Source organism: Leclercia adecarboxylata, assembly GCF_023639785.1.
In the GTDB taxonomy this organism is placed as follows: Bacteria; Pseudomonadota; Gammaproteobacteria; order Enterobacterales; family Enterobacteriaceae; genus Enterobacter; species Enterobacter adecarboxylatus_D.
Genome location: NZ_CP098325.1, coordinates 1,330,157 through 1,354,671, shown reverse-complemented (window position 1 = coordinate 1,354,671; position 24,515 = coordinate 1,330,157). Strand labels below are relative to the sequence as shown.

The window sequence follows — 24,515 nt, the reverse complement described above, 5'->3', positions numbered from 1 at the left end:
TGTTTTCAAAATGGTTTACAAGTCGATTATGACAACGGACGATCTCGCTTTCGATCAGCGCCATATCTGGCATCCCTACACCTCCATGACCCAGCCCCTGCCGGTTTATCCGGTGACGGAAGCCCACGGCTGCAAGCTGACCCTGGCCAGCGGCGAGCAGCTGGTAGACGGGATGTCCTCCTGGTGGGCGGCCATTCACGGCTACAACCACCCGCGACTTAACGCGGCGATGAAGGCGCAGATTGACCGTATGTCGCACGTAATGTTCGGCGGCATCACCCATCCGCCCGCGGTGGATCTCTGTCGTCGGCTGGTGGCGATGACCCCCAAGGCGCTGGAGTGCGTATTCCTTGCCGATTCAGGCTCGGTGGCGGTGGAAGTGGCGATGAAGATGGCGCTGCAGTACTGGCACGCGAAGGGCGAATCCCGCCAGCGGTTCCTCACCTTCCGCAACGGCTACCACGGCGACACCTTCGGGGCGATGTCCGCCTGCGATCCGGACAACTCGATGCACAGCCTGTGGAAGGGCTATCTGCCGGAAAACCTGTTTGCCCCGGCGCCGCAAAGCCGCTTTGATGGTGCCTGGGATGAAACGGACATGGTCGGTTTTGCCCGCCTGATGGCCGCCCATCGCCAGGAGATTGCCGCAGTGATCCTCGAGCCCATCGTGCAGGGCGCAGGCGGGATGCGCATGTACCATCCCGAGTGGCTGAAGCGCATTCGCAGGATGTGCGACCGGGAAGGCATTCTGCTGATTGCCGACGAGATCGCCACCGGCTTCGGGCGTACCGGCAAGCTCTTTGCCTGCGAGCACGCGGGCATTACGCCGGATATCCTGTGCCTTGGCAAAGCCCTGACCGGCGGGACCATGACCCTCTCCGCTACCCTCACCACCCGTCAGGTGGCCGACACCATCAGCAACGGCGAAGCGGGCTGCTTTATGCACGGCCCGACCTTTATGGGTAACCCGCTGGCCTGCGCCGTCGCCAGCGAAAGCCTGGCCCTGCTGGAGAGCGGCGAGTGGCAGACCCAGGTAGCGACTATCGAAATCCAGCTGAAAGACGAACTGGCGGCAGCGCGCGAGTCTGAGTATGTGGCGGATGTGCGGGTGCTGGGGGCTATCGGGGTCGTCGAGACCACCCATCCGGTGAACATGGCGGCGCTGCAGCGCTTCTTTGTGGCCCGCGGCGTCTGGGTGCGTCCGTTCGGGAAGTTAATCTATCTGATGCCGCCGTACGTGATTAGCCGCGACCAGCTCAGCAAGCTGACCTGCGCCGTGGTGGATGCCGTTCAGGTGCCAGCGCACTTTACACTCTAGTTTATGCGTTACACTTCTGGCAGAGCTCATTACGGAGGAACAGCATGAAACTTATCAGTCAGGATCTGCGCGACGGAGATAAACTCCCGCTGCGCCACGTGTTTAACGGCATGGGTTATGAGGGGGATAACATCTCTCCACAACTGGCCTGGGACGAGGTGCCGTCTGGCACTAAAAGCTTTGTCGTCACCTGCTACGATCCGGATGCGCCGACCGGCTCCGGCTGGTGGCACTGGGTTGTGGCTAATCTCCCGGCCGACACCCGCGTGCTGCCGCAGGGTTCCGGCTCCTCGCTGGTCGCCCTGCCGGAAGGGGCGGTGCAGTGCCGCACCGATTTTGGCAAAGCGGGCTACGGCGGCGCGGCACCGCCTAAAGGCGAAACCCACCGCTATATTTTCACGGTGCACGCGCTGAACGTGGAAAAAATCGAGGTGGATGAAGAGGCCAGCGGTGCGATGGTGGGCTTTAACGTTCACTTCCACACCCTGGGCAGCGCGTCGATTACGGCGATGTATTCGTAAAAATAGCCGGGTGAAACCGTAGGCCCGTGCAAGCGCAGCGCCACCGGGCATTTGCCGGGTGGCGGCTTCGCCTGACCCGGCCTACGGTTTTGCATACGTGTTTTTACAGGAATCCCGGCAACAATCCCACCAGGCTCCCTTTGCTCAGCAACGTCATCGCCGCATCAATATCCGGGGCGAAGAAGCGGTCATCATCATAATGCGCCACCTGCTCCCGCAGAATATGCCGCGCCTGCTCCAGCAGCGGGCTGGAGGTCAGGCCATCGCGCAGATCGCAACCCTGAGCGGCCGCCAGCCACTCCACCGCCAGCACGCCGCGGGTGTTGCCGGTCATCTCCCATAAACGACGACCTGCCGCAGGCGCCATCGAAACATGATCTTCCTGGTTGGCGGAAGTCGGCAGGCTGTCGACGCTGTGGGGGTGCGACAGCGCCTTGTTCTCGCTCGCCAGCGCGGCGGCGGTCACCTGGGCAATCATAAACCCGGAGTTCACCCCACCGTTGCGCACCAGGAACGGCGGCAGCTGGGACATGTGTTTATCCATCATCAGGGCAATACGGCGCTCGGAGAGCGCGCCAATCTCGGCAATCGCCAGGGCCAGATTATCTGCCGCCATCGCCACCGGTTCGGCGTGGAAGTTACCGCCAGAGACCACCTCGTTTTCCGCCGCGAACACCAGCGGGTTGTCGGACACGGCATTAGATTCCACCAGCAGCACCTCTGCCGCCTGGCGCAGCTGGGTCAGGCAGGCACCCATCACCTGGGGCTGGCAGCGCAGGGAGTAGGGATCCTGCACCTTGTCGCAGTTGTGATGCGACTCGGCAATGGCGCTGGTGTCGGTCAGAACATGACGGAACAGCGCCGCGGCGTCGATCTGCCCGCGCTGGCCGCGCACCTCGTGGATGCGGGCATCGAATGGACGACGGGAGCCGAGCACCGCTTCGGTGGTCAGCGCCCCGCAGACCACCGCCGAGGCAAACAGATCTTCGGCTTCAAACAGGCCGCGCAGGGCGAAGGCGGTAGACGCCTGAGTGCCGTTCAGCAGCGCCAGCCCCTCTTTTGCCGCCAGCGTTACCGGGGCCAGTCCCGCTTTTTGCAGGGCGGTTGCGGCCGGCAACCACTCGCCACGGTAGCGGGCTTTACCTTCGCCGAGCAGGGTCAGGGACATGTGCGCCAGCGGGGCCAGATCGCCGGATGCGCCCACGGAACCTTTCGCCGGGACCCACGGATAGACGCCCGCATTGACCAGCGCAATCAGCGCCTGGACAACGCTCAGGCGGATGCCGGAGAAACCGCGCGCCAGGCTGTTAATTTTCAGCACCATCATGAGACGCACAATGTCATCATCCAGCGGCTCGCCGACGCCCGCGGCGTGGGAGAGCACCAGCGAACGTTGCAGGTTTTCCAGATCCTGCGTGGCGATGCGCGTCTGGGCCAGCAGGCCAAAGCCGGTATTGATGCCGTAGGCGGTGCGCCCTTCGGCGACAATAGCTTCCACGCAGGCGACGCTGTCGTTAATCGCTTTATGGGCGGCTTCGTCGAGAGTTAACTGGAGCGGCTGCTGCCAGACCTGGCGAAGCTGCGCAAGGGTCAGAGAGCCGGGCGTCAGTGTTAAGGCATTCATCAGTACTTTCCTTGATTGGCAGTAATCATCGGCAGGTTCAGCCCCTGCTCTTTTGCGCAGGCAATGGCAATGTCATATCCGGCATCCGCATGGCGCATAACGCCTGTAGCCGGGTCGTTATGCAGGACGCGGGCAATACGCGCCGCGGCTTCATCGGTGCCGTCGCAGACGATCACCATCCCGGCATGCTGGGAGAAGCCCATGCCCACGCCGCCGCCGTGGTGCAGCGAGACCCAGGTCGCGCCGCTGGCGGTGTTGAGCAGCGCATTCAGCAGCGGCCAGTCGGAGACTGCGTCAGAGCCGTCCTGCATCGCTTCGGTTTCGCGGTTCGGGCTGGCGACCGAGCCGGAGTCGAGATGGTCACGGCCAATGACGATCGGTGCAGAGACTTCCCCGCTGCGAACCATTTCGTTGAAGGCCAGGCCCAGCTTCTGGCGCCACTCCAGCCCGACCCAGCAGATACGCGCCGGCAGGCCCTGGAAGTTAATGCGCTCCCGGGCCATATCCAGCCAGTGATGAAGGTGCTCATCATCGGCGATAATCTCTTTCACTTTGGCGTCGGTTTTGTAGATATCTTCCGGGTCGCCGGAGAGGGCCACCCAGCGGAACGGGCCGATGCCGCGGCAGAACAGCGGACGGATGTAGGCGGGGACGAAGCCCGGGAAGTCAAAGGCGTTGCTCACGCCCATCTCTTTCGCCATCTGGCGAATGTTGTTGCCGTAGTCGAACGTCGGTATGCCCTGCTGGCTGAAGGCCAGCATCGCGTTGACGTGATCGGCCATGGAACGCTTCGCCGCCAGCACGGTGCCTTCGGGATCCTGCTGCGCTTTCTGCTGATACTCTTCCCAGCTCCAGCCTTTTGGCAGGTAGCCGTGGAGCGGATCGTGAGCGCTGGTCTGGTCGGTGACCAGATCCGGGCGAACACCGCGCGCCACCAGTTCCGGGACGATATCGGCGGCATTGCCGCACAGGGCAATGGAAACCGCCCGGCCTTCGGCAGTGTATTTTTTGATGCGCGCCAGAGCGTCATCAAGCGATTCCGCCTGCTCGTCAACGTAACGGGTACGCAGACGGAAATCGATGCGGCTCTGCTGGCACTCGATGTTCAGGGAGCAGGCACCGGCGAGGGTCGCCGCCAGCGGCTGTGCGCCGCCCATGCCGCCCAGGCCCGCGGTGAGTACCCAGCGCCCTTTCAGGGAGCCGTTATAGTGCTGGCGGCCCGCTTCAACGAAGGTTTCGTAGGTGCCCTGGACAATGCCCTGGCTGCCGATGTAGATCCAGCTGCCGGCGGTCATCTGGCCATACATCGCCAGCCCTTTCGCATCCAGCTCGTTGAAGTGTTCCCAGGTGGCCCAGTGCGGCACCAGGTTCGAGTTGGCGATCAGCACGCGGGGGGCATTTTTGTGGGTTTTGAACACGCCAACCGGCTTGCCGGATTGCACCAGCAGGGTTTCGTCGTTTTCCAGTTCGGTGAGCGCGGCGACAATGGCGTCATAGCACTCCCAGTTGCGCGCGGCGCGGCCAATACCGCCATACACCACCAGCTCGTGAGGATTCTCCGCCACGTCAGGATCGAGGTTGTTCATTAACATGCGCAGCGGGGCTTCGGTGAGCCAGCTTTTGGCATTCAGCCGGGTGCCACGTGGGGCGCGGATCTCTTGCTGGCGATACTTACCTGACGACATTGTGTGCTCCTCATTGGGGACAGAATATACACTAAGATATACTTGTATAGACAAGTGCGCACAAGGCCAGTTTTAACAATTAAGATACATTTTTGTTATATTGCGTCAGCAATCACGCTTTTCGGCTTATGACATGAAATGACCCTGCAGCCGGTAGCGGTTGCCGGGGAAGAGCAGCCGGGCATGGGAGACAATGTGTGATGCCGACCAGGTCCGGCGATGGATCAGCAGGCAGGGATCGTGCTCCTTGATGCGCAGCAGTTCGCACTCCTTCGGCGTGGCGCGCACCGCCTCAACGATGTGCTCCCCTTCCGTCAGGGGGGCGATCAGCGACAGATAAGCATGGGGCGTGGTGGTGGTGTAATCCTGCTGCAGATAGTCCGGCACCAGGGCAGCGTTAACGCTACGATCCTCAATCTGTACCGGGATGTCATTTTCATAATGCAGCATCAGGGAGTGAAAAATGCGCGTTCCCTCTTTGACGTTGAGCGCCGTGGCCTGGGCGGCGCTGGCCTGCGTCTCCTCCAGGAACAGCACCTCACACCGGTGCTGATGGTTGCGGGAGGCAATTTCGTCGGCAATGCTGCGAATTTCAAACAGTGCCGACTGCCCCTTAGGCTCGGCAACGAAGGTCCCTACCCCCTGCAGGCGCACCAGCAGCCCTTCGTCGGTCAGCTCCCGCAGCGCACGGTTAATGGTCATCCGGCTGAAGCCGAACTGGGCCACCAGCTCAGCTTCGGAAGGGATGCGATCGTGCGGACGCCATACGCCGGTGGCTATCTGATGGCTGATCGCCTGTTTAACCTTTTCATAGAAAGGGGCGGGGGCACTGGCCTGCTGCTGCGGGGCGCGAGAGAACATAGCAATTCCTTAAGCCGTGATAAAAAGTCGAGTATATACAGGGATCAGACCCACCAGTGAGCAATTTGCCACGCCAGCCGTGCGGCGAGCTTCGCCCCCTGGCCGTCGCGATCGAAGCCGGGGCTGAACTCCACCAGATCGGCCGCCTGCAGTTTGCCGCTGCGACAGATTTTTTCTATGACCGGAAGCAGATCCCGGGCCGGAACGCCGAGCGCGGCGGGTGCCGACACGGCAGGCATCTCACCGGCAGGCATAACGTCGAGATCGATAGTCAGGTAAACCCGGTCTGCCTGGTCAAGGAGCGTTGTCAGGACGGACAGCGCCTGCTGCTGAAAATCGAGATCTTCCACCAGGGTGACGTTAAGACGCGCCGCCTCATCCCACAGCGCCTGAGTATTCGCCGCCCGGCTAACGCCCAGACAGGCATAATGAAACTCACGCTGCTGCGCGGCGCAGTATAGCGCCAGCTGGCGGAACGGGGTGCCGGAGGTGGCCTGGCTGGCATGACGCAGATCGAGATGGGCATCGAGGTTGATAATGACGACCCGCTCGCCGGGAAAGGCATCCAGCACGCCGCGACCGTGCGCCCAGGCGGTTTCGTGTCCGCCGCCAAACACCAGCGTGCGCATGCCCGCCTGCTGGCAGGCGGTAACGGTTTCGCTCAGCGCCTGCTGGGCCGCCTCCAGCGCCTCTCCCTCGACGCCAAAGGTGCCCATGTCCACCAGCCGATCGTGCCCCCGGTGGCTCGCCATATTCGCCAGGGCGCGGCGAAGTACATCCGGTGCCTGAGCGGCGCCGGGGCGGCCCTGATTGCGTCTTACCCCTTCGTCACAGGCGAACCCCAGCAAGGCAATGCCGTCGCCGGAGGGGTGCGGCGTGTCGCGTTGTTTTACGGTCTGAAACAGGCGCAGCGCGTTGCTGGCCTCGCTGCTGTCATCCCGCCCCTGCCAGACGTCAGGTGAAACCGGCTGCCACACACTCATGCTGTTTTTCCTCTGAATACGCGCTGATAAAGCGGATTACGTCCCGGCTCGTAAACCATCTCAACCGGATTGTTTGCATCCCATATCGCGAAGTCGGCGACAAACCCGGCCTTGAGCTGGCCGTGAGTCTCACCCCGGCCCAGCGCCTGCGCGGCGTGGCGCGTTACCCCCGCCCACGCCTCTTCCGGGGTCAGGCCAAACTGGACGCAGGCCATGTTCATCGCCAGATGCAGGCTGGCGAAGGGGCTGGTCCCGGGGTTGTAATCCGTGGCGACCGCCATCGGCACGCCCCGCTGGCGCAGAAGCTGAACCGGCGGGCGCTGGCGCTCCTGTAAAAAGTAGAACGCGCCGGGGAGTAATACCGCCACGGTGCCGCTCTGCGCCATCGCGTCGACGCCCGTCTCATCAAGATATTCAATATGATCGGCTGACAGGCCACGGTAGCGGCTGACCAGGGCGGTACCGCCGAGATTAGAGAGCTGCTCCACGTGGCCTTTCAGGGGGATGCCAAGCTTTTGTGCCGCCTGAAACACCCGCTCGCTCTGCGCTGGCGTAAACCCGACATTTTCGCAGAACACATCTACGGCTTCGTAGAGCCCTTTTTCCCACAGGGCAGGCAGCGTGTGCTGGCAAACATGGGCGATGTACGCATCCGGATCCTGGCGATACTCCTTCGGCACGGCGTGCGCGGCCAGCAGCGTCGGGCTGATCTCGACGGGATTGGTTTGGGCCAGACGCTGAGCCACGCGCAGCATTTTCTCTTCCGCTTCGTCGTTCAGGCCGTAACCCGACTTAATTTCAACGGTGGTGACGCCTTCACGCATCAACCGGTTCAAACGCTGCTGCGCCAGCTGTTGAAGATGCTCAGCCGGGCTCTCCCGGGTAGCGGTCACGGTGGCATTGATCCCACCGCCCTGGGCGCTGATGGTCTGGTAGGAGACGCCGTTCAGCCGCTGCTCCCACTCGGCGGCGCGATCGCCGCCAAACACCAGGTGCGTGTGGCAGTCGATCAGGCCTGGCGTCACCAGCCGCCCCTGTAAATCGACGCTGTTGGGCAGCTCCCGGGGCAGGTCAGATTCGGGAACAATCGCCAGAATGGTCTCTGCGCGCACGATTAACGCCATGTTCTCCAGCAGACCATAAGGCGTGCCGTGGTCAGGATCCAGGGTCGCGAGGCGCAGGTTACGCCAGATTCGATCGTCGGGATGAAGTTGCAGCATCGGGCTTCTACTTGTCATGGGTTGTATAGACATTTATTTTCATTCCCGTCGCCCTGTCAATCGCCTTTACCGAAAATGTTATTTATTTGTGACAACTTTCCCGCTAAGCGTGGGAATAAAAAGTCAATTTTATGCCTTTTAATCTTCCCGTTTCGCTCAACTTAGTATAAAAAAGCAGGCTATTTCGGTTATCCCCCTATTGATATGCTTTGCAGGAGCTTCCCTTGAACATTTCCAGGATTTCTCGTCTGGCGCTGGCACTCGCATTTGGCGTGACGTTGTCGGCGTGCAGCTCTACCCCGCCGGATCAACTGCCATCAGAGCAGGTTGCGCCGGGCACGGCTTCCCGTCCGATCCTCTCCGCTGATGAAGCGAAAAACTTCCAGCAGGCTCGCTACTTTACGGCCATGGATCCAAACGCGGCGCCGTGGAGTCCTTATGCCATCCGCCTGCCTGCACAGCCTGACTTTGTGGTTGGCCCGGCGGGAACCCAGGGTGTTACCCATACCACTATCCAGGCAGCAGTGGATGCAGCCATTGCTAAGCACAGCAGCTCCCGCCAGTACATCGCCATTTTACCGGGCGAGTACCAGGGTACGGTGTACGTACCTGCCGCACCGGGTAGCGTGACCCTGTACGGCACGGGTGAAAAGCCAATCGATGTCAAAATTGGTCTGGCAATCGACTCTGAGATGGACACCACTACCTGGCGTCATCTGGTCAATCCGGGGGGTAAATACATGCCGGGTAAACCAGCCTGGTATATGTTCGACCGTTGCCAGAGCAAGCACAGCGCCACTGTTGGCCTGATGTGTTCCGCGGTCTTCTGGTCGCAGAACAACGGCCTGCAGCTGCAAAACCTGACGATTGAAAACAATCTGGGCGACAGCGTTGATGCCGGTAACCACCAGGCTGTGGCGCTGCGCAGCGATGGCGATCGGGTGCAAATCGACAAGGTGAATATCCTGGGTCGTCAGAACACCTTCTTCGTCACCAACAGCGGCGTTGAGAACACCCTGAAAAACAACCGTATCACCCGTACGCTGGTGACCAACAGCTACATCGAAGGGGATGTGGATATTGTCTCCGGTCGCGGCGCGGTGGTGTTTGATAATACCGATTTCCGCGTCATGAATACCCGTACCCAGCAGGAAGGCTACGTCTTCGCGCCAGCGACGCAGTCCAACCTGTTCTACGGCTTCCTGGCCGTAAACAGCCGCTTCACCGCCGCAGGTGACGGCGTGGCCCAGCTGGGCCGCTCGCTGGATGTTGATTCAGGCACTAACGGTCAGGTGGTGATCCGCGACAGCGTGATCAACGAAGGCTTTAACATGGCAAAACCATGGGCCAACGCCGCCATTTCTCAGCGTCCGTATGCGGGTAACACCGGTGCGGTAGATGATAAAGGCAACGTGCAGCGCAACCTCAACGACGCTAACTTCAACCGCATGTGGGAATACAACAACCGCGGTGTGGGCAGCCAGGTGATGGCGGAACCGAAGCAGTAAGACTGTAGCAAAACAATGCCCGGCGGCGCTTTGCTTGCACGGGCCTACGATTTGTCTCGTAGGCCGGGTAAGCGCAGCGTCACCCGGCATAAAAAAACCTCGCATTTGCGAGGTTTTTTATTTCATTCGTCTTAGAAAGCGTTAACAACCACCCACATTGGCCCCTGGCCGACGGCGTAACGCCCCTTCTCTTCCAGCAGACCCTGCTCGCCCTGAATCTCATACAGCGCGATGTGGTGCGATTTTTGCCCTGCCGCAATCAGGAACTTACCGCTGTGATCGACGTTGAAGCCGCGCGGCTGCGTTTCGGTCGGCTGGAAGCCTTCGATAGCCAGCACGCTACCATCTTCAGAAACGCTAAAGATAGTGATCAGGCTGGAAGTACGATCGCAGGTATAGAGGTGACGTCCGTCAGGGGTGATATGAATATCTGCCCCCCAGCGGGTATCGGTGAAATCTGCCGGCATCATATCCAGGGTCTGCACACACTCGATATTGCCGTGCGGATCGCTCAGCGCCCAGACGTCTACCGAGCAGTTCAGTTCGTTCACCACGTAGGCGTACTTCTGATTCGGATGGAAGGCCATATGACGCGGACCAGCGCCTTCAACGGTGGTCACTTCTGCTGGCGTTTGTGCGGTCAGTTTGCCGTCATCACCCAGGGTAAACAGGCAGATACGATCCTGCTTCAGGGCCGGCACCCAGAGGGTGCGGTTATCCGGGGAGATATTGGCCGAGTGGCACCCTTCCAGCCCTTCAACCACCTCAACGGTCTCACCGGGAATACCGTCGTCAAGGCGGGTCACGCTGACGCATCCGGCATTGTAGGAACCGCTAAAGATAAAGCGCCCCTGCAGATCGGTGGAGATATGCGTCGGGCTGCCCGGCAGCGCGGCTTCGGCAGTGTACGTCAGGGCGCCATCTTCTGGAGAGATACGGTACGCGAGTACGCGGAACTCCGGACGAACACCCACATACAGGAAACGTTTATCCGGGCTGATCACCATCGGCTGAACCTGGCCGGGAACATCGACAACCTGAACCAGAGTGAGCGTACCTTCGGGATTCAGACGCCAGACATGGATCTGCTGGCTTTCAGGACTGGCGGTATAAACGGTTTGTTTCATGAATGCTCCTTTCCTCACTGCGCGTAAAAGTAATGTACCAGGATAGTCTTTTTTAACGGTGAATGCTGAATTTTAACCAGGAATTTTGCAGCGTTAGTTACGCGGTGTACCATCTGCACATCCTCCTGTTTCAACATTAACCCGGAATATCAAATGACCTCGCGTGTGATTGCACTGGATTTAGACGGTACGCTGTTAACCCCGCAAAAAACCCTGCTCCCCTCTTCACTTGAAGCACTGAAGCGTGCCCAGGAGGTGGGATACCAGCTCCTCATCGTGACGGGTCGTCATCACGTTGCTATTCATCCTTTTTATCAGGCACTGGCGTTGGATACACCTGCAATTTGCTGCAACGGAACCTATTTGTATGATTATCAAGCAAAAAAGGTTCTACAATCCGATCCGCTGCCGGTCCCGCAGGCGCTGCAACTCATCGATCTGCTCGATGAACATGCCGTACACGGTCTGATGTATGTCGACAACGCGATGGTGTATGAGCGCCCTACCGGCCACGTCATCCGCACCAGCAACTGGGCGCAGTCGCTGCCCGAAGCCCAGCGCCCGGTATTCACTCAGGTACCTTCCCTGGCGCAGGCGGCCCGGGAGGTTAACGCTATCTGGAAATTTGCCCTGACCGACCAAGACACCGTAAAACTGAACGACTTCGCAAAACATGTCGAGCAGACGCTGGGGCTGGAGTGCGAATGGTCCTGGCACGATCAGGTGGATATTGCCCGCAAAGGCAACAGCAAGGGCAAACGCCTGACGCAGTATGTGGAATCCATCGGCGGGTCAATGAAAGACGTCATTGCGTTTGGCGATAACTACAACGACATCAGCATGCTGGAAGCGGCAGGCACCGGGGTGGCGATGGGTAATGCGGACGACGCCGTCAAAGCGCGCGCCAACGTGGTGATCGGCGATAACACCACCAACAGCATCGCCGAGTTCATCTATACCCATCTGCTGTGATCAGGTGGTGATCGACACGCTTTTGATCTGCGCGTAGAGCCAGAGGCCAGGTTTGATCCCCAGTTCATCCCTGGCCCACGGGCTGATGCGGGCCCACAGCGTGCGGCTGCCAATTTCCAGCTGCACCTCCACCTGACCATTATCGTCGAAGCACTGGGCCACTTTCGCCCGCAGAATATTACGGATACTGCTCTGCAGCGGCGGCTGCAGCACCAGCGAGACATCGGACGCCTGAATGCGAATGCGCAGGTTAGTATGCAGCGGTTTATCCAGTCTGTTGACCCAGACGTGCTGATCGCCAATGGCCAGAGCCGTCATCGCATAGTGGGGATGGTGCTCCAGCACGCTTACCTTCAGAATGCTGCTCTGCTGCTCCGGCGGCAGCCACGGATGCATCACGCTGCTGCCCCACACCTCTTCCAGATTCCCGAACGCTTTTACGCTGCCATTTTCCAGCACCAGCACCTTGTCGGCCAGGTGCAGGATCTCATCGAGTGAATGGCTGACGTACAGCATCGGAATATTAATTTCGCGCGCCAGACGCTGCAGGTACGGCAGCAGCTCTCGCTTGCGGGGAATGTCGAGGGAGGCCAGCGGCTCGTCCAGCAGCAGCAGTTCCGGTGCGGTCAGCAATGCCCGGCCTATCGCCACGCGCTGTTTTTCCCCGCCCGAGAGCGACGATGGCAGCCGATCAAGCAGGTGCTCAATCCCCAGCAGGGCCACCAGCTTATCAAACTGTCCGGCCATGCTTTTCGCCATGCCGTAACGCAGATTGCCCAGCACTTTGTAGTGCGGAAACAGCCGCGCATCCTGGAAAACGTAGCCAATCCGGCGCTTTTCCGGCGCCAGATAAATGCGTTTTTCAACGTCGTTCAGCACCCGGTCGTTAAGGACGATCCGCCCGGACTGGGGCCGGGTCAGGCCGCTAATCGCATTGATAAGCGAGGTTTTGCCCGCCCCGGAGACGCCAAAAATGGCGGTGATACCGCTGGCGGGCAGGGTTTCATTGAGGGTCAGGCAGTGCTCGCCCAGCGTCTGGGTAAAATTGAGTTCCAGCATGATTATTTCCCCATCCGTTCACGGCTAAGCCGCGCCAGCCACTCCGACACCAGCAGCGAGACCAGCGCCAGCACGATGGAGATAATGCAAAGCCGCGCGGCGGCCCCTTCGCCACCCGGAGTCTGGATCAGGGTGTACATGGCTGACGGTATGGTGCGGGTTTCGCCCGGAATGTTGGACACAAAAGTGATGGTGGCACCAAACTCACCCAGCGAGCGGGCAAACGCCAGCACGGTGCCGACAATGATGCCCGGCAGCGTGAGGGGAAGCGTGATGGTGAAAAAGACCCGCCAGCGCCCGGCGCCCAGCGTGCGGGCTGCCTGCTCGAGTTTAAGATCGACCCCTTCAAGCGCCAGGCGGATCGCCCGCACCATCAGCGGGAACGACATCACCGCCGCTGCCAGTACCGCCCCGCGCCAGCTGAAGGCGAAGCTGAGACCAAACCACTCATACAGCCGCTCGCCGATAAACCCGCGTCGCCCCATGGCAATCAGCAGCAAATAGCCGACCACCACCGGGGGGAGCACCAGCGGCAGGTGCAAAATACTGTCGAGGAGCGCTTTGCCTGGAAACTTGCAGCGGACCAGCAGCCAGGCGAAGAAGATCCCAAAGGGCAAACTAAAGGCAACCGCGAGGGAAGAGACTTTCAGGCTCAGCAGCACGGCCTGCCATTCGGGATCGGTCAGTATCATTCGTGAGTCGTAAATCCGTAACGTTTAAAGATGGCAGACGCCTGCGGCCCCTTCAGATAATCGTAAAAGGCGCTGACGGTTGCGTTTTTATGTCCATCAATGATGGCCACAGGATATTCCACTTTCTTATGCGAGTCTTCAGGGAAGGTACCCACCACTTTCACCCCTTTTTCGGCAACCGCATCGGAACCGTAGACGATCCCGAGCGGTGCTTCATTACGCGCCACCAGCGCCAGGGCGCCGCGCACATCCTCTGCCGGGGCCAGTTTCGGTGAGAGCGTATTCCAGGCTCCCAGCGTCTGCAGCGCCTCTTTGGCGTAAATACCCGCCGGAACGTGCTCCGGATCGCCCACGGCCAGCCGCCCGCCTTTCAGCAGGCTGTTCCAGTTGGTCTCTTTATTGATAGCGACCCCGCCCTGCGCGCTGGCTTTAGGTGCCACCACCACCAGGCTATTACCCAGCAGGGTTGTGCGGCTCGCGGTATCAACCGCTTTTTTATCAACCGCATAGTCCATCCACTTCTGATCGGCAGAGATAAACAGGTCGGCAGGTGCCCCGGCTTCAATCTGGCGCGCCAGAGTGGAAGAAGAGGCAAAGGACGACACCACGTCGACGTTTTTCTCTTTTTTATACGCTGTGGCAATGTCCTGCATCGCGTTCGTCAGAGACGCTGCGGCGAATACCGTGATTTTGCCTTCATCTGCCAGCGCATGCCCGGTCAGGGTGAGGGTCAGCGTTGCCCCGGCAATAAAGCGTAAGCCTGTACGTGTCATCGTTAACTCCTGTGAGTGTCGTTATATAAAATAAAATATAACGATAACCCCAGGGTTTTCCCAGCGTTAAATCGTACCGATCGGGGAGTAAATCAATTTTGTACCGAAATTAATATCGGCGAGGGAGGGGGAAACTTGAGGGCAAAACGCCCGGCGGAACCGGGCGTTTAAAAGAAAATTAATGCTGCTTTTTCGGCTGTTTTCTGTGGCCGATATTGGAAAAGATGTTGAACACCTCACCCAGGCCGTAGATGGCACCGAGGATGATAGCCATCACCACTGGGACCATGATCACGGCGAATACCAGACTTTTCAGCAACTCTAACATGGTTTTCTCCAGACAATGTGAATGCCTTATTCTAACCGGAAAAGCGAGAATTACATCCCCTTTTGTGCGGTACAGTTTGCGCCTGTAACGAATTACGTCACAATAACCCTTTTGCCAGGACATTGTTATGCAGGCCGAAATTCTCCTCACCCTACGTCTCTCGCAAAAGCTGTTCGCCGATCCCCGCCGCATTGCCCTGCTCAAACAGATTGAGCAAACCGGCTCCATCAGCCAGGGGGCAAAGAATGCCGGTATCAGCTATAAAAGCGCGTGGGATGCCATCAACGAGATGAACACGCTGAGCGAACAGACCCTGGTCGATCGTGCCACTGGCGGCAAAGGCGGCGGCGGCGCGATCCTGACACGCTATGGGCAACGCCTGATCCAGCTTTATGACCTGCTGGCGCAGATCCAGCAGAAAGCCTTCGATGTGTTAAGCGACGATGATGCCCTGCCGCTGGACAGCCTGCTCGGGGCTATCTCCCGTTTCTCACTGCAAACCAGCGCCCGCAACCAGTGGTTTGGCACGGTTACCGCCCGGGATAATGACCAGGTGCAGCAGCATGTGGACATCTTGCTCGCCGACGGCACTACCCGCCTGAAAGTGGCCATCACCGCCCAGAGCGGCAAGCGCCTGGGGCTGGACGAGGGCAAAGAGGTGCTGGTCCTGCTGAAAGCGCCGTGGGTCAACATCACCCGGGATCCTGAGGCCGCGAAAGCGGCGGATAACCAGCTTCAGGGGGTTATCAACCATATCGATCGCGGCGAGGAGCAGTGTGAAGTGCTGATGACGCTGCCGGACGGTCAGACTCTCTGCGCCACCGTGCCGCTGGCCGAAAGTCGCGATTTAGAAGAAGGTGCTGAGGCGACCGCATATTTTAATGCCGACCGGGTGATTATCGCCACGTTGTGCTAAGCGCATTGACATGCGTGCCGACAGTGGGTTATCCCTGATGCATATTGCTGCAAAAAATGGGATAAATCATGTCATCATTGCAAATTTCGCAAGGCACGTTTCGTCTTAGCGACACGCGTACGCTTAACCTCGCTGATTTTACGTTGAATGCCGGTGAAAGCTGGGCTTTCGTGGGCAGTAACGGCAGCGGCAAATCGGCTCTCGCCCGGGCACTGGCCGGGGAGCTGACGCTGCTGAAAGGGGAACGCCAGAGCGCTTTCACCCGCGTGACCCGCCTCTCCTTTGAACAATTGCAGAAACTGGTCAGCGACGAGTGGCAGCGTAACAACACCGATATGCTCAGCCCCGATGAAGACGATACCGGCCGAACGGCTGCTGAAATCATCCAGGATGAGGTGAAAGATGACGTCCGCTGCCGCCAGCTGGCAGAACAGTTTGGCATTACTCACCTGCTGGACCGCCGCTTTAAATACCTTTCCACCGGGGAAACCCGCAAAACGCTGCTGTGCCAGGCGTTGATGGCCGAGCCTGACCTGCTGATCCTCGATGAACCTTTTGACGGCCTCGACGTGAAATCCCGCGGCCAGCTGGCGGAACTGCTGGCCTCGCTCAATCAGCAGGGTTACACCCTGGTGCTGGTGCTCAACCGTTTTGACGAGATCCCCGATTTTGTGCAGCACGCCGGCGTGCTGGCCGACTGCACCCTGACGGCGGTGGGTGAAAAAGCCGCTCTCCTGAACCAGGCCCTGATCGCCCAGCTGGCGCACAGTGAAAAACTTAACGGCGTCACTCTGCCCGAACCGGATGCCCCGTCGGCGCGTCACGGCTTACCCGATGGCGAGGCGCGGATTAAGCTTAATGACGGCGTGGTCTCCTATAACGACCGCCCGATCCTCAACCACTTAAGCTGGACGGTAAATCCCGGGGAACACTGGCAGATTGTCGGCCCCAACGGCGCGGGTAAATCCACCCTGCTGAGCCTTATTACCGGGGATCATCCTCAGGGCTACAGCAACGATTTAACCCTCTTTGGGCGCCGTCGCGGCAGCGGTGAAACCATCTGGGATATCAAAAAACATATTGGTTATGTCAGCAGCAGCCTGCATCTTGATTACCGCGTGAGCACCACGGTTCGCAATGTGATCCTCTCCGGTTATTTCGACTCTATCGGTATTTATCAGGCGGTGTCTGACCGGCAGCACAAGCTGGCGCAGCAGTGGCTGGATATTCTCGGGATGGATAACCGGGTCGCCGACGCGCCATTCAGCAGTCTTTCATGGGGCCAGCAGCGGCTGGCGCTGATTGTGCGTGCGCTGGTGAAACACCCGACGCTACTGATCCTCGACGAGCCGTTGCAGGGGCTGGATCCGCTGAACCGCCAGCTGATTCGCCGGTTTGTTGATGTTCTCATCAGCGAAGGTGAAACGCAGCTGCTGTTCGTCTCTCACCATGCGGAAGATGCTCCCGCCTGTATCACCCATCGCCTGGAATTTGTCGCCGGGGGCGACAGCTATCGTTACCAGACCGGCCCCATCTGAAACCCGTCGGGGGCTATGCCCCCGCGCTTTTTCGGACAACCTGCAACACCCCACCCCTCACACTTTGATTTACAATCCTTTTTTAGCTCAACAGTGGCAGCGTGACAGGCAGTGTAAACGATTCCACTATTTTATCCCATGTCACAGTTTACTGCTCTCTGTTATGCTAGGATTATCTCATACCATAAGCCTAATGGAGCGAAATATGCGAGTTCTGGTAACAGGTGGTAGCGGTTACATAGGAAGCCATACCTGTGTGCAACTGCTGCAAAATGGCCACGACGTCATCATCCTTGATAACCTGTGCAACAGTAAACGCAGCGTGCTGCCGGTCATGGAACGCCTGGCCGGTAAACAGCCTGCCTTTGTCGAAGGCGATATTCGTAACGAAGCGCTGATGACCGAGATCCTCCACGATCACGCCATTGATACCGTAATCCACTTCGCCGGGCTGAAAGCCGTGGGCGAATCCGTGGCGAAGCCGCTGGAATATTACGATAACAACGTCAACGGCACGCTGCGTCTGGTCTCTGCCATGCGCGCGGCGGGCGTCAAAAACCTGATTTTCAGCTCCTCCGCCACCGTCTATGGCGACCAGCCGCAAATCCCTTACGCTGAAAGTTTCCCGACCGGGACGCCACAAAGCCCGTACGGCAAGAGCAAGCTGATGGTGGAACAGATCCTGACCGACCTGCAAAAAGCCCAGCCGGAGTGGAGCATCGCCCTGCTGCGCTATTTCAACCCGGTTGGCGCCCATCCGTCAGGAGATATGGGTGAAGATCCGCAGGGCATTCCGAACAACCTGATGCCCTATATCGCTCAGGTTGCAGTCGGTCGTCGTGATTCGCTGGCGGTATTCGGCAACGACTACCCTACCCCGGACGGCACTGGCGTTCGCGACTACATTCACGTGATGGATCTTGCCGACGGACACGTCGCCGCCATGCAGCAGCTGGCGGATAAACCGGGCGTCCATATCTACAACCTCGGCGCAGGCGTCGGTAACAGCGTGCTGGATGTGGTCAATGCCTTCAGCGCGGCCTGCGGCAAGCCTGTGAGCTATCACTTCGCCCCGCGTCGCGACGGCGATCTGCCTGCCTATTGGGCAGATGCCTCTAAAGCTGATAAAGAGCTCAACTGGCGTGTTTCCCGCACGCTTGACGAAATGGCACAGGATACCTGGCGCTGGCAGTCTCGCCACCCGCAGGGTTATCCGGACTAAGGATCTGTCATGACCCAATTTAACCCCGTCGATCACCCGCATCGTCGCTTCAATCCATTAACCGGACAGTGGATCCTTGTCTCCCCGCATCGCGCCAAGCGCCCCTGGCAGGGCGCGCAGGAGACCCCATCCCAGGAGACGCTGCCTCAGCACGACCCGGACTGCTTCCTCTGTCCGGGCAACACCCGCGTCACGGGTGATATCAATCCTGACTACAAAGGCACCTTCGTCTTTACCAACGATTTTGCCGCCCTGATGACCGACACGCCGGATGCCCCGCAGAGCAACGACCCGCTGCTGCGCTGCGAAAGCGCGCGCGGCACCAGCCGGGTGATCTGCTTCTCGCCGGATCACAGCAAAACCCTGCCGGAGCTGAGCGTCGAAGCCCTGACCGAGGTGGTGAAAACCTGGCAGGAGCAGACCGCCGAGCTGGGACAGCGCTATCCGTGGGTACAGGTCTTTGAGAACAAGGGGGCGGCGATGGGCTGCTCCAACCCGCATCCTCATGGACAGGTGTGGGCCAACAGCTTCATGCCGAACGAAGTGGAGCGGGAAGATCGCCTGCAAAAAACCTATTTCGCTGAGCAGCAGTCGCCGATGCTGCTGGACTATGTCCAGCGCGAGCTGGCTGATGGCAGCCGCACCGTGGTGGAGACCGAACACTGGTTAGCGGTGGTGCCTTACTGGGCAGCCTGGCCGTTCGAGACCCTGCTGCTGCCGAAAACTCATGTGCTGCGGTTAACCGATCTGAGCGAAGCCCAGCGCAGCGATCTGGCCCTGGCGCTGAAAAAACTGACCAGCCGTTATGACAATCTGTTCCAGTGCTCCTTCCCGTATTCCATGGGCTGGCACGGCGCGCCCTTTAACGGCGAAGAGAATCCGCACTGGCAGCTGCACGCCCACTTCTATCCGCCGCTGCTGCGTTCCGCCACCGTGCGTAAGTTTATGGTCGGCTACGAAATGCTGGCAGAAACCCAGCGTGACCTGACGGCTGAACAGGCCGCAGAGCGTCTGCGTGCAGTGAGTGATGTCCACTTTCGCGAATCCGGAGAATAACAATGAGTCTGAAAGATAAAACCCACGCCCTGTTTGCTGAAAAATTTGGCTATCCCGCCACGCACGCCATTCAGGCGCCAGGCCGCGTTAACCTGATCGGCGAACACACCGACTACAACGACGGTTTTGTCCTTCCCTGCGCCATTGATTACCAGACGGTGATTAGCTGCGCGAAACGCGACGACCGCAAGGTGCGCGTGATGGCCGCCGATTACGACAACCAGATCGACGAATTTTCTCTCGATGCGCCGATTGTCGTGCATGACAGCCAGCAGTGGTCAAACTACGTTCGCGGCGTGGTGAAGCATCTGCAGAAGCGCGACAAAAATTTCGGCGGCGCGGATCTGGTGATCAGCGGCAACGTTCCCCAGGGCGCGGGCCTGAGTTCGTCCGCTTCGCTGGAAGTAGCCGTCGGCACCGTCTTCCAGCAGCTTTATCATCTGCCGCTGGATGGCGCGCAGATCGCCCTTAACGGGCAGGAAGCAGAGAACCAGTTCGTCGGCTGTAACTGCGGGATCATGGATCAGCTGATTTCGGCGCTGGGCAAAAAAGGCCACGCGCTGCTGATCGACTGCCGCTCACTGGGCACCAAAGCGGTCACCCTGCCGAAAGGCGTGGCGGTAATTATTATCAACAGTAACTTCAAACGCACCCTGGTCGGCAGCGAGTACAACACCCGCCGCGAGCAGTGCGAAACCGGGGCGCGTTTCTTCCAGCAGTCCGCCCTGCGCGATGTCTCGCTGACCGAGTTCAATAAAGTGGCGCACGAACTGGATCCGGTGGTGGCAAAACGCGTTCGTCACGTCCTGACCGAAAATGCCCGCACCGTCGAAGCGGCGTCAGCGCTGGAGAAAGGCGATCTGCTGCGTATGGGTGAGCTGATGGCGCAGTCTCATGCCTCCATGCGCGATGATTTCGAAATCACCGTGCCGCAGATCGACACTCTGGTGGAGATTGTGAAAGCGGCTATTGGCGAGCAGGGTGGCGTGCGTATGACCGGCGGCGGCTTCGGCGGCTGCGTGGTGGCGCTGGTGCCAGAGGACCTGGTGCCAGTGGTTCAGCAAGCCGTTGAGCAACAGTATGAAGCCAAAACCGGCATCAAAGAGACCTTCTATGTTTGCAATGCCTCACAAGGAGCTGGCCAGTGCTAAATGAAACCCCTGTTCTTGCCCCTGACGGTCTGCCGTATCGCCTGATCACCCTGCGCAACGATGCAGGGATGGTCGTTACCCTGATGGACTGGGGCGCGACGCTGCTCTCCGCCCGCGTCCCGATGGCCGACGGCAGCGTGCGAGAAACCCTGCTCGGCTGCGCGTCGCCTGAACAGTACGTTGAGCAAACCGCCTTTCTTGGCGCCTCGGTAGGCCGCTATGCCAACCGTATCGCCAAAAGCCGCTTTGAGCTGGACGGCGTGCGCTATGATCTGCTGCCAAGCCAGGGCGAAAACCAGCTGCACGGCGGCCCGGACGGATTTGATAAACGTCGCTGGCGCATCCTGCAGCAAAACGATGGCGAAGCGCTGCTGGCCCTCGACTCGCCGGACGGCGATCAGGGTTTTCCGGGCAACTGTGCGGCGACCGTGCATTACCGCTTAACGGCTGACAACCGTATCGCCATTGAGTACCGCGCCACCGTCGATAAGCCTTGCCCTGTCAACCTGACCAACCACGCCTATTTCAACCTCGACGGTAACTGCAGCGACGTCCGCCAGCACCGCCTGCAACTGCTGGCGCAGAGCTATCTGCCTGTGGATGAGATGGGGATCCCGCACGAGGGATTAAAAGCGGTAGCCGGAACCAGCTTTGATTTCCGCACCACTAAAGCCATCGCTCAGGACTTCCTGGCGGACGACGATCAGCGCAAGGTGAACGGTTACGATCATGCTTTCCTGCTGGATGCTCAGGGCGATCTGAGCAAACCCGCGGCACAGCTCTGGTCTGCCGATGAAAAGCTGCAGATGACGGTCTATACCACTGCCCCTGCCCTGCAGTTCTATTCCGGCAACTTCCTTGAGGGCACCCCGGCGCGCGAAGACGGGGAGTACCGTGTCTGGCAAGGCCTGGCGCTGGAAAGCGAGTTCCTGCCCGACAGCCCGAACCATGCGGAATGGCCGCAGCCCGACTGCGTGCTGCGCCCGGGCGAGGAGTACATCAGCGTCACGGAATATCACTTTATCGCACAATAAAATTGGGCCCTCCTGCTGGAGGGCTTTTTTTTACCCATCTTGCTGAAAATAGCGCCAGTCACCGACAAAATGACAACCCCTCATTCACAAGCATCTTACACTCCGACGCTATTTTCGCTATGGTTAGGGTTAAGCGTTGCCCGCGGGATAACTGCGGCAATATAATGAGAATTGTTATCATTCAAATAATGCTTGTTCTGGAGGAGTATAATATGGCTGTAACTAAGCTGGTTCTGGTACGTCACGGCGAAAGCCAGTGGAACAACGAAAACCGTTTTACCGGTTGGTATGATGTTGACCTGTCCGAGAAAGGCGTAGGCGAAGCGAAAGCAGCAGGTAAACTGCTGAAAGAGGAAGGCTTCAGCTTTGATTTTGCTTATACCTCCGTGCTGAAACGTGCCATCCACACCCTGTGGAACGTGCTGGACGAACTGGATCAGGCCTGGCTGCCGGTTGAGAAATCCTGGAAGCTGAACGAGCGTCATTACGGTGCGCTGCAGGGTCTGAACAAAGCCGAAACCGCAGAGAAATACGGTGACGAGCAGGTTAAACAGTGGCGTCGCGGTTTTGCTGTTACTCCACCAGAGCTGACCAAAGATGACGAGCGTTACCCGGGCCACGATCCGCGTTACGCATCACTGACTGACGCTGAGCTGCCAACCACCGAAAGCCTGGCGCTGACTATCGATCGCGTTGTGCCTTACTGGAACGAAACCATTCTGCCACGCCTGAAAAGCGGCGAGCGCGTGATCATCGCCGCTCACGGTAACTCCCTGCGTGCGCTGGTGAAGTACCTGGACAACATGGGCGAAGACGAGATCCTCGAGCTGAACATCCCAACTGGCGTACCGCTGGTATACGAGTTCGACGAGAACTTCAAACCTGTTAAGCACTACTATCTGGGTAACGCAGACGAGATCGCGGCAAAAGCTGCTGCGGTTGCGAACCAGGGTAAAGCGAAGTAATAAAAAAGCCCGGTCGTGATGACCGGGCCTTAAAGACTGTATGCCGGATGACTATCCGGCATTTTTTTATCCGCGACGGGCTTTCACCGCGTTCGCCAGCTGGCGCAGCACGGTTTCGGTATCGTCCCAGCCGATGCAGGCATCGGTCACGCTCTTACCGTAAACCAGCGGCTCGCTGCCTTCCAGATTCTGATTGCCTTCCACCAGGTGGCTTTCAATCATCACCCCAATAATCGCCTTTTCACCACCAGCAATCTGCTGGCAGACGTCGGTGCCGACATCCATCTGCTTTTTGAACTGCTTGCTGGAGTTGGCGTGGCTGAAGTCAATCATCACCTGCGCCGCCAGACCGGCTTTTTCCAGGCCCGATTTCACTTCGGCCACGTGTGCCGCGCTGTAGTTAGGTTCTTTACCGCCACGCAGAATGATATGGCAGTCGCCATTCCCGCTGGTATTCACAATTGCGGAGTGGCCCCACTTGGTGACGGAGAGGAAGCAGTGCGGCGCGCCGGCAGCGTTGATGGCGTCGATAGCCACTTTGATGGTGCCATCGGTGCCGTTTTTGAAGCCAACCGGGCAGGAGAGCCCTGACGCCAGCTCGCGGTGAACCTGAGATTCGGTCGTACGCGCACCAATGGCGCCCCAGCTCATCAGGTCTGCAAGGTACTGTGGAGTGATCATGTCGAGGAATTCACCTGCTGCCGGCAGGCCGCTGTCGTTGATGTCCAGCAGCAGCTTACGGGCGATGCGCAGGCCGTCGTTGATCTGGAAGCTGCCATCCATATGCGGATCGTTGATCAGCCCTTTCCAGCCCACTGTGGTGCGCGGCTTCTCAAAATAGACGCGCATGACGATTTCCAGCTCATCCTTCAGCGCTTCACGCAGCGTCAGCAGACGTGCCGCATACTCTTTCGCCGCCGCAGGATCGTGAATGGAACATGGACCGATAACCACCAGAAGACGATCGTCATTGCCTTTCAGGATCTTGTGGATCGCTTTACGGGCATGAGAAACGGTGTTGGCGGCGTTTTCAGTGGCAGGAAACTTCTCAAGGAGTGCTACAGGAGGTAATAACTCGTTGATCTCTTTAATACGTAAATCGTCATTCTGATAATTCATGTTCGTTCCAGCGTTGCCATACTTTTATAAATGAATGCAATCCCTCCAATCTATCTTGTCAGTCAGGAAGTGTAAACTCGCTTTTACACTACGCACAGATAAATCCTGGAATTCGCTTAAAAAACGCCACAAAGTAGCGAAAAACGAGATACACCCTAAACTTTTTAACTGTATGCACTGCAATTATTTATTTTATCGCGATTCCATACTGACCTAAGTAGGGATCATGGCATCTTTAACCACTGAGCGGTATATCGATTTCGCATATGCACTGTGGAAAGAAGTTATCCAGAACATAACGACCAGAACAGGAGCAGCATGATGAAAATGACTAAACTCGCAACCCTTTTCCTGACCGCTTCCCTTACCATGGCAAGTGGTGCTGCGCTGGCCGCTGATTCCGCCGCGGGCTCTGACAGCAATAACGGCCAGGCGAATGCCGCCGCTGATGCAGGGGCAGTTGCACCTGATGCACGTCAAAATATTGCACCAAATAATACCGGCAACAGCCAGATCAATACCGGATCAGGCACTACCGGCACAACGGGTACAGGCGGCACCATGCTGAACCCGGACGGGACCAATTCCAGCAGCACCGGGGTGACCAACGGTACCGGCAATAGCTCAACCACGGGCGGTACTAACTCCGTAATGGGTAACGATGACCCGAGCAAGATGAATGGCTCTGGCATGAGCAAGGACGAGCAGCATAAAAACTCTATGTGTAAAGACGGTAAGTGCCCGGAGCAAAGCGGTAAAGTCGATAATGAACGTACCATGGAAGAACGTAAAACCGACGGTACTACCCAGTAATTCACCGTAACGCGGTTATGATGAAGGAGA

General features: G+C 58.7%; 23 protein-coding genes. 12 read left to right on the top strand and 11 right to left on the bottom strand.

The window, feature by feature from the left end; all coding sequences use genetic code 11:
- Nucleotides 1-10 precede the first annotated feature (10 nt).
- Nucleotides 11-1,318, top strand: coding sequence for an adenosylmethionine--8-amino-7-oxononanoate transaminase (gene bioA, locus NB069_RS06355; protein ID WP_250589464.1), 1,308 nt, complete (start codon nt 11-13; stop codon nt 1,316-1,318).
- Nucleotides 1,319-1,362: 44 nt separating this feature from the next.
- Nucleotides 1,363-1,839: a kinase inhibitor gene (locus NB069_RS06350; protein ID WP_250588581.1), complete on the top strand. Its 477-nt coding sequence runs from the start codon at nt 1,363-1,365 to the stop codon at nt 1,837-1,839.
- A gap of 103 nt (nt 1,840-1,942) precedes the next feature.
- On the opposite strand, the gene hutH is transcribed toward NB069_RS06350, so the two are convergent.
- The 5 genes from hutH to hutI all read right to left on the bottom strand — a co-directional run bounded on the left by hutH (nt 1,943) and on the right by hutI (nt 8,212).
- The gene (hutH, locus tag NB069_RS06345) at nt 1,943-3,463 is read right to left on the bottom strand and encodes a histidine ammonia-lyase (RefSeq protein ID WP_250588580.1); all 1,521 of its coding nucleotides are present in this window, start codon (nt 3,461-3,463) and stop codon (nt 1,943-1,945) included.
- The gene (gene hutU / locus NB069_RS06340; RefSeq protein WP_250588579.1) at nt 3,463-5,148 is read right to left on the bottom strand and encodes a urocanate hydratase; all 1,686 of its coding nucleotides are present in this window, start codon (nt 5,146-5,148) and stop codon (nt 3,463-3,465) included. The genes hutH and hutU overlap by 1 nt, the downstream gene beginning before the upstream one ends.
- Nucleotides 5,149-5,274: 126 nt before the next feature.
- Nucleotides 5,275-6,009, bottom strand: a complete 735-nt coding sequence (locus NB069_RS06335; RefSeq protein WP_250588578.1) for a histidine utilization repressor — start codon at nt 6,007-6,009, stop codon at nt 5,275-5,277.
- Between the two features lie 44 nt (nt 6,010-6,053).
- The gene (gene hutG / locus NB069_RS06330; RefSeq protein WP_250588577.1) at nt 6,054-6,992 is read right to left on the bottom strand and encodes a formimidoylglutamase; all 939 of its coding nucleotides are present in this window, start codon (nt 6,990-6,992) and stop codon (nt 6,054-6,056) included.
- Nucleotides 6,989-8,212, bottom strand: coding sequence for an imidazolonepropionase (hutI, locus tag NB069_RS06325; RefSeq protein WP_250589463.1), 1,224 nt, complete (start codon nt 8,210-8,212; stop codon nt 6,989-6,991). The genes hutG and hutI overlap by 4 nt, the downstream gene beginning before the upstream one ends.
- 224 nt (nt 8,213-8,436) lie before the next feature.
- On the opposite strand from hutI, the gene NB069_RS06320 reads away from it, so the two are divergent.
- A complete protein-coding gene (locus NB069_RS06320) occupies nt 8,437-9,720 on the top strand; it encodes a putative acyl-CoA thioester hydrolase (protein WP_250588576.1) in 1,284 nt (427 codons plus the stop codon).
- A gap of 131 nt (nt 9,721-9,851) precedes the next feature.
- Here NB069_RS06320 and pgl read toward each other — a convergent pair whose 3' ends face one another.
- The gene (pgl, locus tag NB069_RS06315) at nt 9,852-10,847 is read right to left on the bottom strand and encodes a 6-phosphogluconolactonase (RefSeq protein WP_250588575.1); all 996 of its coding nucleotides are present in this window, start codon (nt 10,845-10,847) and stop codon (nt 9,852-9,854) included.
- Nucleotides 10,848-11,000: 153 nt separating this feature from the next.
- Here pgl and NB069_RS06310 point away from each other — a divergent pair, with 153 nt between their 5' ends.
- Complete coding sequence (locus NB069_RS06310; RefSeq protein ID WP_250588574.1) at nt 11,001-11,819, top strand: pyridoxal phosphatase; 819 nt, start codon at nt 11,001-11,003, stop codon at nt 11,817-11,819.
- Here NB069_RS06310 and modC read toward each other — a convergent pair whose 3' ends face one another.
- The 4 genes from modC to NB069_RS06290 all read right to left on the bottom strand — a co-directional run bounded on the left by modC (nt 11,820) and on the right by NB069_RS06290 (nt 14,671).
- Nucleotides 11,820-12,878: a molybdenum ABC transporter ATP-binding protein ModC gene (gene modC, locus NB069_RS06305; protein ID WP_250588573.1), complete on the bottom strand. Its 1,059-nt coding sequence runs from the start codon at nt 12,876-12,878 to the stop codon at nt 11,820-11,822.
- Nucleotides 12,879-12,880: 2 nt separating this feature from the next.
- Entirely contained in the window at nt 12,881-13,570 is a 690-nt protein-coding gene (gene modB / locus NB069_RS06300) for a molybdate ABC transporter permease subunit (RefSeq protein WP_138369561.1), read from the bottom strand.
- Entirely contained in the window at nt 13,567-14,343 is a 777-nt protein-coding gene (modA, locus tag NB069_RS06295; protein ID WP_250588572.1) for a molybdate ABC transporter substrate-binding protein, read from the bottom strand. The genes modB and modA overlap by 4 nt, the downstream gene beginning before the upstream one ends.
- A gap of 178 nt (nt 14,344-14,521) precedes the next feature.
- The gene (locus NB069_RS06290; RefSeq protein WP_039029358.1) at nt 14,522-14,671 is read right to left on the bottom strand and encodes an AcrZ family multidrug efflux pump-associated protein; all 150 of its coding nucleotides are present in this window, start codon (nt 14,669-14,671) and stop codon (nt 14,522-14,524) included.
- Between the two features lie 127 nt (nt 14,672-14,798).
- Here NB069_RS06290 and modE point away from each other — a divergent pair, with 127 nt between their 5' ends.
- From modE to gpmA, 7 genes are all read left to right on the top strand, one after another.
- A complete protein-coding gene (modE, locus tag NB069_RS06285; RefSeq protein WP_250588571.1) occupies nt 14,799-15,587 on the top strand; it encodes a molybdenum-dependent transcriptional regulator in 789 nt (262 codons plus the stop codon).
- Between the two features lie 68 nt (nt 15,588-15,655).
- On the top strand, nt 15,656-17,125 hold the full coding sequence (gene modF, locus NB069_RS06280) for a molybdate ABC transporter ATP-binding protein ModF (RefSeq protein WP_250588570.1): 1,470 nt from the start codon (nt 15,656-15,658) through the stop codon (nt 17,123-17,125).
- Nucleotides 17,126-17,330: 205 nt separating this feature from the next.
- Entirely contained in the window at nt 17,331-18,347 is a 1,017-nt protein-coding gene (gene galE, locus NB069_RS06275; RefSeq protein WP_250588569.1) for a UDP-glucose 4-epimerase GalE, read from the top strand.
- Between the two features lie 9 nt (nt 18,348-18,356).
- Nucleotides 18,357-19,403, top strand: coding sequence for a galactose-1-phosphate uridylyltransferase (gene galT, locus NB069_RS06270; RefSeq protein WP_250588568.1), 1,047 nt, complete (start codon nt 18,357-18,359; stop codon nt 19,401-19,403).
- Between the two features lie 2 nt (nt 19,404-19,405).
- Entirely contained in the window at nt 19,406-20,554 is a 1,149-nt protein-coding gene (gene galK, locus NB069_RS06265; protein ID WP_250588567.1) for a galactokinase, read from the top strand.
- Nucleotides 20,548-21,588: a galactose-1-epimerase gene (galM, locus tag NB069_RS06260; RefSeq protein WP_250588566.1), complete on the top strand. Its 1,041-nt coding sequence runs from the start codon at nt 20,548-20,550 to the stop codon at nt 21,586-21,588. Before galK ends, galM begins: the two co-directional genes overlap by 7 nt.
- Before the next feature lie 212 nt (nt 21,589-21,800).
- Complete coding sequence (gpmA, locus tag NB069_RS06255) at nt 21,801-22,553, top strand: 2,3-diphosphoglycerate-dependent phosphoglycerate mutase (protein WP_250588565.1); 753 nt, start codon at nt 21,801-21,803, stop codon at nt 22,551-22,553.
- Nucleotides 22,554-22,619: 66 nt separating this feature from the next.
- Here gpmA and aroG read toward each other — a convergent pair whose 3' ends face one another.
- Complete coding sequence (gene aroG, locus NB069_RS06250; RefSeq protein ID WP_250588564.1) at nt 22,620-23,672, bottom strand: 3-deoxy-7-phosphoheptulonate synthase AroG; 1,053 nt, start codon at nt 23,670-23,672, stop codon at nt 22,620-22,622.
- Nucleotides 23,673-23,993: 321 nt separating this feature from the next.
- Between aroG and NB069_RS06245 the strand changes: the two genes are divergently transcribed.
- Nucleotides 23,994-24,485, top strand: coding sequence for a YbgS-like family protein (locus NB069_RS06245; protein WP_250589462.1), 492 nt, complete (start codon nt 23,994-23,996; stop codon nt 24,483-24,485).
- Nucleotides 24,486-24,515: the final 30 nt, after the last annotated feature.

Bases quoted from the DNA above. Each gene is read 5' to 3' on its own strand.
- bioA (WP_250589464.1), top strand. From the start codon at position 11: ATGGTTTACAAGTCGATTATGACAACGGACGATCTCGCTTTCGATCAG.
- NB069_RS06350 (WP_250588581.1), top strand. From the start codon at position 1,363: ATGAAACTTATCAGTCAGGATCTGCGCGACGGAGATAAACTCCCGCTG.
- hutH (WP_250588580.1), bottom strand. From the start codon at position 3,463: ATGAATGCCTTAACACTGACGCCCGGCTCTCTGACCCTTGCGCAGCTT.
- hutU (WP_250588579.1), bottom strand. From the start codon at position 5,148: ATGTCGTCAGGTAAGTATCGCCAGCAAGAGATCCGCGCCCCACGTGGC.
- NB069_RS06335 (WP_250588578.1), bottom strand. From the start codon at position 6,009: ATGTTCTCTCGCGCCCCGCAGCAGCAGGCCAGTGCCCCCGCCCCTTTC.
- hutG (WP_250588577.1), bottom strand. From the start codon at position 6,992: ATGAGTGTGTGGCAGCCGGTTTCACCTGACGTCTGGCAGGGGCGGGAT.
- hutI (WP_250589463.1), bottom strand. From the start codon at position 8,212: ATGCTGCAACTTCATCCCGACGATCGAATCTGGCGTAACCTGCGCCTC.
- pgl (WP_250588575.1), bottom strand. From the start codon at position 10,847: ATGAAACAAACCGTTTATACCGCCAGTCCTGAAAGCCAGCAGATCCAT.
- NB069_RS06310 (WP_250588574.1), top strand. From the start codon at position 11,001: ATGACCTCGCGTGTGATTGCACTGGATTTAGACGGTACGCTGTTAACC.
- modC (WP_250588573.1), bottom strand. From the start codon at position 12,878: ATGCTGGAACTCAATTTTACCCAGACGCTGGGCGAGCACTGCCTGACC.
- modB (WP_138369561.1), bottom strand. From the start codon at position 13,570: ATGATACTGACCGATCCCGAATGGCAGGCCGTGCTGCTGAGCCTGAAA.
- modA (WP_250588572.1), bottom strand. From the start codon at position 14,343: ATGACACGTACAGGCTTACGCTTTATTGCCGGGGCAACGCTGACCCTC.
- NB069_RS06290 (WP_039029358.1), bottom strand. From the start codon at position 14,671: ATGTTAGAGTTGCTGAAAAGTCTGGTATTCGCCGTGATCATGGTCCCA.
- modE (WP_250588571.1), top strand. From the start codon at position 14,799: ATGCAGGCCGAAATTCTCCTCACCCTACGTCTCTCGCAAAAGCTGTTC.
- modF (WP_250588570.1), top strand. From the start codon at position 15,656: ATGTCATCATTGCAAATTTCGCAAGGCACGTTTCGTCTTAGCGACACG.
- galE (WP_250588569.1), top strand. From the start codon at position 17,331: ATGCGAGTTCTGGTAACAGGTGGTAGCGGTTACATAGGAAGCCATACC.
- galT (WP_250588568.1), top strand. From the start codon at position 18,357: ATGACCCAATTTAACCCCGTCGATCACCCGCATCGTCGCTTCAATCCA.
- galK (WP_250588567.1), top strand. From the start codon at position 19,406: ATGAGTCTGAAAGATAAAACCCACGCCCTGTTTGCTGAAAAATTTGGC.
- gpmA (WP_250588565.1), top strand. From the start codon at position 21,801: ATGGCTGTAACTAAGCTGGTTCTGGTACGTCACGGCGAAAGCCAGTGG.
- aroG (WP_250588564.1), bottom strand. From the start codon at position 23,672: ATGAATTATCAGAATGACGATTTACGTATTAAAGAGATCAACGAGTTA.
- NB069_RS06245 (WP_250589462.1), top strand. From the start codon at position 23,994: ATGAAAATGACTAAACTCGCAACCCTTTTCCTGACCGCTTCCCTTACC.